The organism is Legionella yabuuchiae (genome assembly GCF_900640115.1).
GTDB classification, from domain to species: Bacteria; Pseudomonadota; Gammaproteobacteria; order Legionellales; family Legionellaceae; genus Legionella_A; species Legionella_A yabuuchiae.
Window position 1 is genome coordinate 16,996 of sequence record NZ_CAAAIW010000026.1, and the last position, 12,900, is coordinate 29,895.

Here is a 12,900-nt window from a genome sequence, read left to right on the forward strand (position 1 = left end):
GTACTCTACTTAGCGCGTTGCCGTCGCTTTTCTTTAGGGTCAATGAGTAAGGGCCGATAGATTTCAATCCGATCGCCGGGCTTTACTGTCGTGTCTGGCGCTACTTTCTTTGCAAAAATGCCAAGGGAAAGCTGCGCCACTTCCGGGTAGTTTTTCTTTATTCCGGATTGCTCCAGCACATCCGCGACAGTACTTCCTGGATTAACGGTGAGCTTTAGATGCACTAATGGCTTATCCCTAGGCGCATAAATAACTTCAACCGTTACCATGCAACGCCTCAGCTCGCTCACAAAATGCATCGACCATTTTAAAGGTCACTTGTTCAAACACAGGACCAAGTAACATTGAAAACATGCGGCCGGCAAAATCAAATTCCAAATCGAACGAGATATGACATCCGTCCTTCGTCTCATCAAATCGCCAAAATCCTTCAAGGTGACTAAATGGACCATCGACAAGCCGTATCTCGATCATTTTGTTCGTTTGCAAACGATTACGCGTAGTAAATGATTTGCTCATTCCAGCAGCAGAAATGACCAAAGTCGCCTGAACTTCATCTTCGTCACGGTGATGAACAATGCTTTTTGAAAAATAAGGCAAAAATTCATCATACTTTTCAACATCGTTCACTAGATTATACATCTGCTCGCAGGTATAAGGTACCGTGCGTGATTGTTTTACAATAGTCATTGCTCCCCTCCTGCCTGAGTAGGTAGCTCTGAAATGCGCTCATTTAGCCAGCGGGTTAAATCAATTAATTCTGGATAACAAACCGAGTGTCCCATCGAATAAGAACGAGAAAATAGAGACTCTAATCTCTGTGACCTTAACCACTCCATCGTCTCTTCCGATAGTGCTGGGTTGACTAAGTCGTCCTGCTGACCATATCCTAGAAAAATAGGAAGGTTTAAGGGTTGATTCACTGTGCATTCCTCGTGCAGCGGCAGCCAGGTGGATAAGCCAATGATGCCTGCTAGAGCTTCTTTGTATCGTAAGCCTGTAAACAAAGCCATGGAGCCACCTTGTGAAAATCCAGCCAAAAAAATCTGCTTGGTAGAAAATCCAGCCTCCAGTTGCTGGGATATAACGGTCTGTATAGCTTCTTCAGACGCGATAATTCCTGTGCGATCGACCTTATCTCTAAAACTAAAACTATAGATATCATACCAGGCGCGCATCGGCATATGATTATTTGCCGTTACCTCCCGGATAGGTGCATCTATAAAAACATGGCGAACAGGTCGGTCTAAATTCAATTCTTGAGCCAGACCCTTCATATCCTGAGCATCCGCACCTAACCCATGCATCCAAATAATGCAAGCTTGCCCAGCGCCTTGTGGTTCGTTGATAAAAAAATTCAACTCACGTCTCCGAAGAAAAAGGCAAATTATCGCTAATGTGGTTACTCATGGCAAGCTGCATGCATCGACCACGGCTATCCCACCATAAATTTATGTGCACTTATAAGCATAGTTGACTCTTTCTAACTCAAAACTCGTCGTTGCGAGCCATGACGAAGCAATCCAGTTCGATGTTTTTAATGCACATCGGCCTGGATTGCTTCACTTCGTTCGCAAAGACGTCATTTTGATGGGACAGCCCTGGTCGACTCAAATTAGGTGTAATTTAAAGTTGGGGTGTGTAATCCTGCTACCTTTTGATTTAATTCCCATTTACAAGCAAACGGCTACGAAGAGCGCGTTAAGAACTGCGCTCATAATTAACTCAACCTCTACCTGGACCCATTTGTTCAGGCCATCTGTGGTTGCTCGTACGAAAGTCCGCTCCATTGAGGAATTGATTCATGTTTTGATGTAGTATATTGATCTTCTATTAATAACATTGAAGCTATCCATGAAGATTTTAAAACACTTACTGGGTTTATTTAAACCATTGATAAGTCTAATTATCCTGGTGTGCTTAATAACGGCTTGTGGCCAAAAGGGGGCGTTATATTTACCTGAACCTCCACAGACGGAATCAAAATCATTATGAATTTACAATTCACCAAAATGCATGGCTTAGGAAATGATTTTATAGTCATTGATGGTATTAATCAGTCCGTGAACTTACATCATGAGCAAATACGATTACTCAGCCGTCGTGACACAGGAATCGGATTTGATCAATGTTTGATTGTGGAAAAGAGCACAAACCCTGAGGTTGATTTTTTTTACCGTATTTATAATGCCGATGGCCAAGAAGTTGGTCAATGCGGAAATGGAGCCCGCTGCTTAGCTCGATTTATAGCGCATTATGATTTAAGCAACCAAACTCGCCTTAATGTCGAGACACGAACAACCCGCATGATCTTATACCTAAATCCCGATAAAACCGTGACGGTGAATATGGGGCAACCAAAGCTTCATCCCGAAGCTATTCCTTTAATGGTCGAAAAAGAACAAGCATTGTATCAATTAAAATTAAATGCATCGAATCAATATGATTTTCATGCGATTAATGTTGGAAATCCTCACGCTGTCATTTTAGTTGACCATGTGGAAAAAGCTCCGGTGAAAGAGGCTGGTTCTCTGCTTAGTCAGCATCCGATTTTTCCAGAACAAGCCAACATTGGGTTTATGGAAATTAAAAATAAGCACCACATTAAACTAAGGGTGTATGAGCGCGGCTGCGGTGAAACCCAAGCGTGCGGCAGTGGAGCGGTGGCTGCCGCTGCAGTAGGACGACTATTTCATGGCTTAGGGGCTCAAATACAAGTTGATTTACCGGGGGGGTCTCTCATAATTTGCTGGGAAAGCAAAGAGGATGATCTATTCTTAACGGGCCCTGCCGTATTTGTGTATGAAGGTCGATTGATGACAAACTTGTAACGGATAAACTATGCGTATTGTAATACTGGGAGCCGGTCAGGTTGGTGGAACCTTAGCACGCAACCTAGCTCATGAAGACAATGATATTACCTTAGTCGACATCGACAGTGCGCGTTTGCGCGACATTCAGCATCGTCTTGATATTAAAACCGTGCAAGGCTGTGCCTCGCATCCTAATGTGCTTATAGAAGCCGGGATTGAGCAAGCGGATATGCTTATCGCTGTGACCAACAGCGACGAAATCAATATGATGGGGTGTCAAATTGCTTACAGTCTATTTCGTACCCCAAATAAAATTGCGCGGATTCGCTCTCGACATTATTATCAATATCCTGATTTATTCAGTAATGAACACATTCCTGTTGATGTTTGTATCAGTCCTGAACAATTGGTAACCGAACACATCGTAAAGCTCATCGACTATCCAGGAGCCTCTAATATTCTCGATTTTTCTGATGGGCGAGTTCTTCTCGTAACCATTAAGCCGCGATCCGACGGGATGATGATTGGAAAAACCATCAAAGAACTGGATCATCATTTAAGTGCGATTGAAGCAGGTGTTGTCGCTGTGTTTCGCGATAATGTCGCGTTACCCATGGACGAAGATTGCGTCATTGAGCGAGGCGATGATGTCCTCTTTATTGCCTCACCACAAGCCATCCAGCAAGTATTAATCGCATTAGGACGATATACACACCCTAATCGAAGATTAATCATTGCTGGCGGTGGTCATATTGGCAGTAAATTGGCTCAAACGCTTGAACTGCACTATCGAATTAAAGTGATAGAACACAATTTTGAACGCGCCAATTACCTGGCTTCACAACTGCATAAATCAACCGTTTTGCAGGGTGATATTGCTGATCGTGATTTGTTGGTCAATGAAAATATTGAGTTCACGGATGTTTTTTGTGCCGTGACCAACGATGATGAGGCGAATATTATGTCTTGTTTACAAGCGAAACGGCTGGGTACGCGTCATGTTATGGCGCTGGTTAATCGCGGTACTTATGTAGATTTAATTACGGATAGCAATATTGATCATGCGATTTCACCGCAGCGAATTACCATTGGCAGCATTATTACGAAATTACGGCGTGGAAACATGGTTAAAGTTCATCGCTTACATGATGAAGCTGAAGCCATCGAGCTGATCATTCACGGGGATGAAACCACGTCAAAAGTTATTGGCCGCAACTTAGATCAAATTGATTTACCACCCACTTGTCTCATTGCAGCGATTGTGCGAGAAGAAACCGTTTTCATCGCTCGCAATGAAATCACGTTGCAACCTGAAGATCACGTCATTTTACTCTTGCACAAACGACGCTACGTACGACAAGTTGAGTCTTTGTTTCAAGTAAACTTAAGTTTCTTAGACTAAGGTTTTGTGATGCAAATAAAAACCATCCTGCGATTGATAGGCTTATTATTAATGATATTCAGCCTGAGCATGCTGACTCCATTAATTTTTAATCTCATTTTTCACGAGGATTTTTGGTGGCCTTTTATTGCTGCTTTTTTCTGTACCTTGGGCACTGGAGGCTTATTGTGGGCTTGCTTTAAACATCATCGCAACGAATTAAAAACTCGTGATGGTTTTCTCATTGTCGTTTTGTTTTGGTTTGTGTTGTGCTTATTCGCATCGTTGCCCTTTGTGTTTGCAATCGATACAGAAACCCATAGCCTGACGGATGCGGTGTTTGAATCCGTTTCCGGGTTTACAACCACAGGCGCCACAATTATTCGTCACATCGACGATTTGCCCCATGCAGTGTTGTATTATCGGCAGCAACTGCAATTTTTAGGTGGAATGGGTATTATCGTCTTAGCCATTGCTATTCTACCCATGCTTCGTGTTGGGGGGATGCAGCTTTATCGTGCTGAAACACCCGGTCCGATGAAAGAATCAAAGTTAACACCACGAATCACGCAAACTGCCAAAGCCCTATGGTCCATCTATTTTCTCCTCACGGTACTGTGTATGCTCTGTTATTGGGCCGCCGGCATGGATTGGTTTGATGCGCTAGGCGAAAGCTTTTCAACCGTTTCAACCGGTGGCTTTTCTCTCCATGATCAAAGTTTTGCTTATTATCACAGCAACACCATTGAACTCATTGCTTCGTTTTTTATGATGTTAGGCGCCACAAATTTTGCATTGCATTTTTTAGCCATTAAAAACCGTAGCATCACTCATTATTGGCAAGATGAAGAATTTCGGTTTTATATCAAAGTATTATTTTTAGCCACTTGTGTGGTGACTGTAGGTCTCATTAGTTATGGGTATTTTGAAGCGAACCATCATGCCTTTATCAAAAGCTTATTTAACATTATCTCCTTAGCGACCACCACCGGGTTTATCTCCTCCCCTTTTAGCGCCTGGCCCACGTTTATACCCGTAATGATTTTGATCTTAGCCATTATAGGAGGCTGCGCCGGGTCAACCTGTGGTGGGGTTAAAGTCCTGAGAGCGTTATTATTATTTAAACAAAGTAAACGAGAAATGGTTCGTTTACTGCACCCAAACGCCATTATTCCAATCAAATTTGGCGAGCATATTCTTGATGAGCCGGTGCTGCAGTCGATGTGGGGATTTATCTCGGTATTTATTGCCCTTTTTCTAGGATTGATGGTGTTGTTTATCGCATTTGGCAATGATTTTGTGACGTCCTTTTCAGCCATTGTTGCTTCATTAGCCAATGCCGGGGCAGGAATTGGGGCAATAAGCGTCACATTTGATCATTTAAACTTACCCAGCAAGTGGTTGTTAATGTTTGCCATGATCGCAGGCCGTCTGGAAATTTTTTCGCTGCTCATTTTATTTTCTCGACAGTTTTGGCAAAAATAAGATTTAAGAATTTATCCTATTCAATCCCCTGACTCCTTTAACTTCCAGCGCTTATGAAGCCAAAGCCATTGTTCTGGATGGGCTAAGATAATTTTTTCTAACGCTTTATTATAGGCTCTGGTGTTCTGATAGATAGACTCTTGCGTGCTGCCATAATCTTGCCAATAAATAGGCTCATGAAACTCTAACACATGGCGCCCTTTACCCAAGCGGTATCCTGCGGCAGGAATGACAGGGACGCCAGTATGACGAGCGAAACTCGCTAAGCTTCGATACGTCCCTGCTTTTTTACCGAAAAATTCTGCGGCAATGCCATCGCGATTAACAAGAGACGCATGCTGATCCAGCACAAATACAACCGCATGATTTTTGTCCAATGCGTCGCAAACTTGTTGCAACGAATTTTTTTTAGGAATCACATTAAGCCCAGCTTTGTAATAACGGCGAAACAAAATACGCTCTAACCATTTACTACCCAGGGTACGTCGAATAAAATGAAATTGTCCCTGGAATTCTTTAAAATTTAAAATGCCGCCGATCGGTGCAAATTCCCAGTTCCCAAAATGTCCCGTTAAGATCAAAACCCCTCGGCCTTCATGAGCAACATTGAGTAATCGCTCATAGCCTCGAACTTCGACTTGCTCTCTTAGAGCATGCTCACTCATAAAGCGTAACTGAATAGTCTCTTTTAAAGATGTGGCTAAGTGCGAGTAAAACGATTTTGCCAAATGAATTTGTTCAGCCACCGACAAACGATCGCCAAATACTTGCTTGATGTTGGACAAAATGATCTGTTTACGGTAAGGCAAGACATAATAAAAAAATTTTCCTGCCAAACTAATCGGTAACTTATTGATCTCAGTGTCTTTATTAATCACAACGCTTTATCACCATGCACGCATTGATGCTGCCAAATCCACGGTTTACTACCAACGCATAAGGTTTCGCTTTATCCAGTTCACGATGCGCTGCCGAAAGATTAAGTGCGCTACAAGATTCAGTGGCATTTTCAAAATTAGCAATACCAGGAATGATCCCAGTAGTTAATGATTTTGTAGCCAGAACACCATCGAGAAGACCGGATGCACAAATGGTATGACCCATGGCCCACTTAAAGGCTGTGATGGGTACCGAGTTCTCACCAAATACTTGAGCAAGCGCCTGAGCCTCAGTTTCATCGGATTTCACATTGCCATTACCATGCGCCACCACCATGCTAAAGGATTCAGAATTTAGACCGTGATGCTTAAGCATGTCTGAGATGGATGTCGCCAAATGAACGCCCTGATTTTCAACTGAAAAAAGACCATCCGCTTCAGTGGATGTTGTGCCCGCAACGACCTCGGCAAAACACTCTGCAGAACGAGCGTTTGCACTGGCTTCGCTTTCTAACACCATAGCCGCCGCTCCTTCTGCTAAAATAGTACCATCATGCTGCTCATCAAATGGCTTTAAGTGGCGATGGCTGATAACACCAAGTTTGTTGTAATAAAATAAAGCCTGAGGCTCTGTGCCAATATCATAAGCCACCACAATCGCACGAGAAATGAGTCCTTGTCGGATGGCATAATACGCTTCCAAAACGGCTTGCAAACCACCCACCGCGTGATTAGTTATATTGTGATTAGGACCTTTAAATCCATAAGTAATCCCTGTATAGGCTAAAACATTATTGGGCAGTATCCGTAAAAGCCACATAGGATGAACTTCTTCAAACAATTTTTCGGCAAATGCTTGCATATTTTCGCCGGTTTTAGCAACGAGCGGTAAAAAATCGTATTGCTGATAATATTTGTTTCCAGGAGAGCCGACATAGACGCCTGTCTGTTCATTAAACTCATCTGGTGTGTGTAGACTTTCGCGATAAGGCAACAGCTGGCTGTGCTCGACCGCTTGCATGGCTGCATTAATTCCCATCACATCTTGGCGGGAAATGACTTTCATTAATTTTCGATCCGGCAACATTTTGGCTGGCTGAAACCCTTTCAATTCACCACCCAATCGACAAGGCCAAGTTGAAATATCCCAGTTTTTAATTTCATCAATACCATGTTCGCCAGCAAGAAGAGAAGACCAGGTCTCTTCTGCACTCGCGCCACTTGCAGTCAGTGCGCTATATCCTGTGATAAAAACTCGATGTGGCTGACTCATGCCCCTACTCCTTAAAACTCAGGATGCTTAAATAATAAGCTGCTGTTTGATCCACCAAATCCAAAGGAGTTTGATAGAACGACGCCTAATGATTTTTCCCGTGGACCATCCACAATATAGTCCAGATCGCAATCTGGATCCGGCGTGGTTAAATTAGCAGTTTTAGGAACGCGAGCATGCTGAATCGCTAAAACGGACAAAACGGCTTCTAAGGCGCCGGCTGCGGCAATTAAGTGCCCGGTCTGACTTTTTGTTGAACTCACCGGAATGGTCTTAGCGTTATCACCAAACACAGCCTTAATGGCATTGGTTTCACTTAGATCGTTCATTTTAGTCGAGGTACCGTGGGCGTTAATATAATCAACATCTTGAGCACGAATACCACCATCTGCGATTGCTTGTTGCATGGCTTGAATTGCACCATCGCCATTGGGATGCGAGTCGGTAATGCGGTATGAGCTTAAGGTGTTGCCTTCCCCTGCCAATTCGGCGTATATATGAGCGCCACGTGCCTTTGCTCTGGACCATTCCTCAAGCACTAGAAAAGCAGCGCCTTCCCCTAAAACAAATCCGTTTCTCGTGCCGTCAAAAGGACGGCTTGCGGATTCAGGTGTTTCATTATACGTTGATAAGGCACCAAGCAGGCAAAAGCTTGATAATCCAAGCGGATTAATCATCGAATCAAACCCACCAGCCAACATATAGTCAGCATCACCACGGCGAATGACCTGCATCGCAAGCCCTAATGCTTGCCCACCAGAGGCGCAAGCAGTATGGACTGAGCTTGCATAGCCTTTAATATTAAACTGCTGGATTAATAAAGATAAACCTGCGTTCGACGTGGTCTTCCCAAAGTCAACCAGTTGATAAAACGATTGTTCCTGACGATGCAATTCCTGCCAATCGACCTCACCACGTTGTGCGCAGGTTTTTTGAAATCGATTGAGATAGTCGAATTCAGCGGTCATCATTCCGCTCCCGGTAACCACACCCCAACGCCTAGCGTTGGATTCAGTTGGAAGAATCCCTGCATCATCGAAGGCTTGAACAGCAGCATCTAAGGCAAAATTAGTAAACGACATCGCAAATCGCTTATGCTTTCCAAAGCGCGCTAAGGGGGGAGTGTACTGTTTGACTTCTGCTGCAATGTGGGTGGGGAACGCGCTGGCGTCAAATTGTTTAATTTCAGCAACACCTGACTTACCGGTCATTAAATTTTGCCAGGTGCTTTGAACATTATGCCCTAACGGGGAAACAACACCTATTCCCGTGATTGCAACTCGTCGTTTTTTCATCATAGATCCTTCGCGGTCATCACCACTTCTAATACACAAACGCGCTTACCGTCCACTTCACTGCGAAAACTTAAGGTTAATTCATCACTGGCTTGGTCTTTGAGCGTCAGATAACTCATCAGTTGATTGCCAGGCACAACGAAGTCATTCATTTTAACTCTTCGCATTTCGCGAACTTGATAAGACATATCAAATTTTGAATGTTTAATAAAATCACGGGCCATATTGAGCTTTGACTCTAATAAAACCGTCATAGGCAACACTGGTTTTTTTGGAAAATGATCTGGAAAATAAGGAGCCATTGGATCCACATGCATTTCGGCGATCATTTGAATACCCGGCTCAAACTCCACAACACGATCAAACGTCATAGGTACATGCGAAGACGGTCGAGCGATAGGAGTCCTAGCCGCTGCCTTTGAAAAGGTGAGCCCCTCTGAGCCGCTCGGGTGAACTTCAAAAAACTGACGTCTAACCGTCGCTTCATCGATAAAATCAGCCATCGGCAGCATTGGACCTAAGGCGCTATCAATTCGAAACACTTCTTCATCGCCCACGTAGGCTTGACTATGATAACGCACGGAGGTTTCATCCATCGCATCAATGACCGATTCTAATAACAACGTCTCACCAACATAGACAGGCCGCAAGAGATGTGCGCTAGAAACTATGCCTGCGACTGGGCGGGCGGTAAAGTCGTTGCAATACATTACATTCCACGCCGCAAGCTGGCCCAGTGTTTCACCAATTAATGAGGGAATAAAGCAAACACGGCCATCGCCTGTACGGGTCAGATAAAAATCACTATCGGTGACCTGTTTTATCCCCCGGGTTCGTTTACCGGGAGTTAGCTCTACAATTTTATCAACGAATAAAAACCGCATTAAGCTACAGTTTCGGCTGTTTTCTGCTCGTTAACGGCAGAGACAATAAGCTTACAAAAGGTTTCAACCGTAAACAGGGTTGGAATTTCATTGACTTTCAAGTTTGATTTGAAATGCTCAGCAGGCACTTCGCTTAGATAATTTTTTAAGGCCTGCATGCCGTTATCAGTCAATACACCACCTTTTTCAAACTCATCTTCCGCGAGGTCGCCTCGGGCATTTTTTTCTAATTGTCCACGAGGTATTTTAATGTCAAATTCTTTTTCAAGTTGAAATACTAAATCAAGAAAGTCAATGGACTCAGCCCCTAAATCGGCAATCAGACGGCTGTTTAATGACACTTCTTCCTCATCAATTACTAAGACGTCGGCAACGATTTCCCGCACCTTTGGATAAACATGTTCTACGTTCATTTTATTCCTCTGTGTGACCAACATTTATCAAAATGTTCGCAGTATATCATAAGTTTTCTGAGTGCAGCTACGTTATTGCCCAAAACTTTCGCTAGTAAGGATAACCATTGTGCTGCGTCCTACGTGCCTATGCCAATGGCTAGTTTTAACCAACTACACTATAACCGGCATCGACAAACAAAGTATGTCCTTTGATCATCTCCGCCTCAGGCAAACACAAGAGATAAACCGCATTGGCGACATCGGCTGGCATCAGTGCACGAGAGGCTAAAGCGTGCGCTTGATATTCATCCAATAACTGCTCGCGATTTGGAAAATGCTTTAAGGCATCAGTGTCTACAACCCCCGCAGAGACAGTATTCACACTGATGCCATCTTCTGCAAGTTCTAAACTTAACGAGCGCACCAAAGCTTCTAAGGCGGCTTTTGAAGCGCCGATAAAAGCATAGTTGGGAATCGCTCGCTGGGCGCCTAGGCTTGATAGGGCGATCACGCGGCCACCGACTGGCATTAAATGCTTGCCTTCAGTGACTAAGTGATTTAAGGCCAAGGCATTGGTCTCCAAACACCACCGCCAATGTTTCGTACTCATTTTCGTGGCAGGCTTTAAAACCCCACTTGCAGCGTTACTCACTAGGATATCTAGTTGGTTAAAATGCGTTTTAAATTGTGCATACATCTCTTTAACAGACTGATGATCGGCCACATTGGCTTGTATCGCGATAGCCTTTCGTCCTAATGCTTCAATTTGAGAAACCAAGGCCGTTGCCTCGTCTGAGCTATTGAAATAAACAACAGCAATATCACAACCGGCTTTTGCAAGTTTTATAGCGGTGGCTTTACCAATCCCGCGTGCGCCACCTGTAATGAGCGCCACTTTGTTGACTAAGACTTGGGTCATAACGATCTCTGCAATAAAAAAGTTGAAAACTACCGCGATTCAGTATGGCTGTCAATGTGGATGCGTGCTGCGAGAAATTGCTTCCTTCCTTAGTCTAGGGTCGTTAGACTTGTTTCTATCACTCAATCTATGTACTATCTGCACACTGTTTTTACGTGGTGAAAGTACGAATGAAATTTAATTGGATGAACTGCGTTCTTCCTATTGCGGCTATTTTCTCGTTTCGGATGCTTGGATTGTTTATGCTGATTCCAGTGTTTACCGTCTACGCACCAAATTTAACGTACGCGACCCCTACCTTAATTGGTATTGCCTTGGGAAGTTATGGCTTAAGCCAAGGATTATTACAAATGCCAATGGGACTCTTATCCGATCGGTTTGGCCGCAAACCAATCTTAGCGATTGGTTTATTATTGTTTGCTGCCGGAAGTCTGTTAGGGGGGATAACAGACTCAATCTATGGAATGATCGCTGCTCGAATTTTGCAAGGAATGGGCGCTATTGGTAGCGTATTGATAGCATTAATGGCCGATCTCACTCCTGATGAGCAACGCACCAAAGCCATGGCAGTCATCGGGGCCACAATAGGTCTTTCATTTAGCCTCGCCATGGTTGTTAGCCCAACGATCACGCACTACTTTGGCTTATCCGGAATATTTTACTTAACTGCAATTCTCGCGACACTTGGCCTGGTTTTTGTATTTGTCGTTGTTCCTACGCCCGTGAAAGAACCTTTCCATTTTGATAGCGAGATTTCCCCCGCTTTATTGAAACCCGTGCTTCAAAACCCTCATTTACAACGCTTAAATATTGGCATTTTTTGCCAACACTTTATTCTGACTTCCACTTTTTTCGCCATTCCGATTCTGTTACAGCAACAAATAGAGGCGGGACAACTAGAAAAATCCTGGCATTTTTATTTACCGCTGATGGTGTTTTCTTTTCTAGCCATGATGCCATTTATCATAGTTGCTGAACGAAAAAAACAGGTAAAGCCGGTCTTTGTCGGAGCGGTCACGTTAATCGCATTATGCCAGTTCATATTGATCTTCACCCATTCCTATTGGATAGCGATTTGCCTGTTGCTCTTTTTCTATTTTATCGCGTTTAATTTCCTTGAAGCGAGTCTCCCCTCCCTAGTTTCAAGGCAAGCCAGTGCTGTAAACAAGGGCACGGCCATGGGAATCTATTCAAGTTGTCAATTTTTAGGGATTTTTGCAGGCGGCGCCCTGGCGGGGATAGTATACGAAGGTTTCAATAGCACCGGTCTTTTTGTGGTCAATAGCCTGGTTGGACTGTTATGGATGGGAGTTGCGGTACTCATGAAACCTTATGTGTACTTTTCCACTCTCATTATCAAACAGCCAGAGGTTGCACCATCAGAATCGAATTTAAAATCAAAGCTCAAGGCCATTCCCGGGGTAGTAGAGGTTAGTTTTGTTCCTGAAGAAAACAATATTTATTTGCGCCTTAATCATGCGCAGTATGAGTCTGGCAGCGTTGAACGATTAATCGCGACATTATCGAATAAAAACTAAATAGTACCTAAATTTATTATACATGTACGTTGATGATGG

At 43.7% G+C, this 12,900-nt stretch carries 14 protein-coding genes; 5 read left to right on the forward strand and 9 right to left on the reverse strand.

Annotated features, from left to right (window positions below; translation table 11 throughout):
* Window positions 1-5: 5 nt before the first annotated feature.
* From E1O47_RS09800 to E1O47_RS09810, 3 genes are read right to left on the reverse strand one after another with little or no spacing between them, the layout of a single operon-like run.
* Window positions 6-269, reverse strand: coding sequence for an RnfH family protein (locus E1O47_RS09800; protein WP_133131080.1), 264 nt, complete (start codon window positions 267-269; stop codon window positions 6-8).
* Window positions 256-690, reverse strand: coding sequence for a type II toxin-antitoxin system RatA family toxin (locus tag E1O47_RS09805; protein ID WP_133131081.1), 435 nt, complete (start codon window positions 688-690; stop codon window positions 256-258). The genes E1O47_RS09800 and E1O47_RS09805 overlap by 14 nt, the downstream gene beginning before the upstream one ends.
* Entirely contained in the window at window positions 687-1,361 is a 675-nt protein-coding gene (locus E1O47_RS09810; RefSeq protein WP_133131082.1) for an alpha/beta hydrolase, read from the reverse strand. Before E1O47_RS09810 ends, E1O47_RS09805 begins: the two co-directional genes overlap by 4 nt.
* A gap of 493 nt (window positions 1,362-1,854) precedes the next feature.
* Between E1O47_RS09810 and lptM the strand changes: the two genes are divergently transcribed.
* Genes lptM through E1O47_RS09830 form a run of 4 tightly spaced genes read left to right on the forward strand, consistent with a single transcriptional unit; the run spans window position 1,855 to window position 5,679 of the window.
* Complete coding sequence (gene lptM / locus E1O47_RS09815; RefSeq protein ID WP_133131083.1) at window positions 1,855-1,995, forward strand: LPS translocon maturation chaperone LptM; 141 nt, start codon at window positions 1,855-1,857, stop codon at window positions 1,993-1,995.
* The gene (gene dapF / locus E1O47_RS09820; RefSeq protein ID WP_133131084.1) at window positions 1,992-2,831 is read left to right on the forward strand and encodes a diaminopimelate epimerase; all 840 of its coding nucleotides are present in this window, start codon (window positions 1,992-1,994) and stop codon (window positions 2,829-2,831) included. The genes lptM and dapF overlap by 4 nt, the downstream gene beginning before the upstream one ends.
* A gap of 10 nt (window positions 2,832-2,841) precedes the next feature.
* Window positions 2,842-4,215, forward strand: a complete 1,374-nt coding sequence (gene trkA / locus E1O47_RS09825; RefSeq protein WP_133131085.1) for a Trk system potassium transporter TrkA — start codon at window positions 2,842-2,844, stop codon at window positions 4,213-4,215.
* A gap of 9 nt (window positions 4,216-4,224) precedes the next feature.
* The gene (locus E1O47_RS09830; protein WP_133131086.1) at window positions 4,225-5,679 is read left to right on the forward strand and encodes a TrkH family potassium uptake protein; all 1,455 of its coding nucleotides are present in this window, start codon (window positions 4,225-4,227) and stop codon (window positions 5,677-5,679) included.
* Window positions 5,680-5,699: 20 nt separating this feature from the next.
* Here E1O47_RS09830 and E1O47_RS09835 read toward each other — a convergent pair whose 3' ends face one another.
* The 6 genes from E1O47_RS09835 to fabL all read right to left on the reverse strand — a co-directional run bounded on the left by E1O47_RS09835 (window position 5,700) and on the right by fabL (window position 11,323).
* Complete coding sequence (locus tag E1O47_RS09835) at window positions 5,700-6,557, reverse strand: lysophospholipid acyltransferase family protein (protein WP_133131087.1); 858 nt, start codon at window positions 6,555-6,557, stop codon at window positions 5,700-5,702.
* Window positions 6,550-7,830, reverse strand: a complete 1,281-nt coding sequence (locus E1O47_RS09840; RefSeq protein WP_133131088.1) for a beta-ketoacyl-[acyl-carrier-protein] synthase family protein — start codon at window positions 7,828-7,830, stop codon at window positions 6,550-6,552. The genes E1O47_RS09835 and E1O47_RS09840 overlap by 8 nt, the downstream gene beginning before the upstream one ends.
* A gap of 11 nt (window positions 7,831-7,841) precedes the next feature.
* On the reverse strand, window positions 7,842-9,125 hold the full coding sequence (locus tag E1O47_RS09845) for a beta-ketoacyl-[acyl-carrier-protein] synthase family protein (protein WP_133131089.1): 1,284 nt from the start codon (window positions 9,123-9,125) through the stop codon (window positions 7,842-7,844).
* The gene (locus E1O47_RS09850; protein ID WP_133131090.1) at window positions 9,125-10,009 is read right to left on the reverse strand and encodes an ApeI family dehydratase; all 885 of its coding nucleotides are present in this window, start codon (window positions 10,007-10,009) and stop codon (window positions 9,125-9,127) included. The genes E1O47_RS09845 and E1O47_RS09850 overlap by 1 nt, the downstream gene beginning before the upstream one ends.
* Complete coding sequence (locus tag E1O47_RS09855; RefSeq protein ID WP_133131091.1) at window positions 10,009-10,422, reverse strand: acyl carrier protein; 414 nt, start codon at window positions 10,420-10,422, stop codon at window positions 10,009-10,011. Before E1O47_RS09855 ends, E1O47_RS09850 begins: the two co-directional genes overlap by 1 nt.
* A 145-nt stretch (window positions 10,423-10,567) precedes the next feature.
* Window positions 10,568-11,323, reverse strand: a complete 756-nt coding sequence (gene fabL / locus E1O47_RS09860) for an enoyl-[acyl-carrier-protein] reductase FabL (RefSeq protein ID WP_133131092.1) — start codon at window positions 11,321-11,323, stop codon at window positions 10,568-10,570.
* A 170-nt stretch (window positions 11,324-11,493) separates the two neighbouring features.
* On the opposite strand from fabL, the gene E1O47_RS09865 reads away from it, so the two are divergent.
* A complete protein-coding gene (locus E1O47_RS09865) occupies window positions 11,494-12,861 on the forward strand; it encodes an MFS transporter (RefSeq protein WP_133131093.1) in 1,368 nt (455 codons plus the stop codon).
* Window positions 12,862-12,900 lie beyond the last annotated feature (39 nt).

Bases quoted from the DNA above. Each gene is read 5' to 3' on its own strand.
- E1O47_RS09800 (WP_133131080.1), bottom strand. From the start codon at position 269: ATGGTAACGGTTGAAGTTATTTATGCGCCTAGGGATAAGCCATTAGTG.
- E1O47_RS09805 (WP_133131081.1), bottom strand. From the start codon at position 690: ATGACTATTGTAAAACAATCACGCACGGTACCTTATACCTGCGAGCAG.
- lptM (WP_133131083.1), top strand. From the start codon at position 1,855: ATGAAGATTTTAAAACACTTACTGGGTTTATTTAAACCATTGATAAGT.
- dapF (WP_133131084.1), top strand. From the start codon at position 1,992: ATGAATTTACAATTCACCAAAATGCATGGCTTAGGAAATGATTTTATA.
- trkA (WP_133131085.1), top strand. From the start codon at position 2,842: ATGCGTATTGTAATACTGGGAGCCGGTCAGGTTGGTGGAACCTTAGCA.
- E1O47_RS09830 (WP_133131086.1), top strand. From the start codon at position 4,225: ATGCAAATAAAAACCATCCTGCGATTGATAGGCTTATTATTAATGATA.
- E1O47_RS09840 (WP_133131088.1), bottom strand. From the start codon at position 7,830: ATGAGTCAGCCACATCGAGTTTTTATCACAGGATATAGCGCACTGACT.
- E1O47_RS09845 (WP_133131089.1), bottom strand. From the start codon at position 9,125: ATGAAAAAACGACGAGTTGCAATCACGGGAATAGGTGTTGTTTCCCCG.
- E1O47_RS09850 (WP_133131090.1), bottom strand. From the start codon at position 10,009: ATGCGGTTTTTATTCGTTGATAAAATTGTAGAGCTAACTCCCGGTAAA.
- E1O47_RS09855 (WP_133131091.1), bottom strand. From the start codon at position 10,422: ATGAACGTAGAACATGTTTATCCAAAGGTGCGGGAAATCGTTGCCGAC.
- fabL (WP_133131092.1), bottom strand. From the start codon at position 11,323: ATGACCCAAGTCTTAGTCAACAAAGTGGCGCTCATTACAGGTGGCGCA.
- E1O47_RS09865 (WP_133131093.1), top strand. From the start codon at position 11,494: ATGAAATTTAATTGGATGAACTGCGTTCTTCCTATTGCGGCTATTTTC.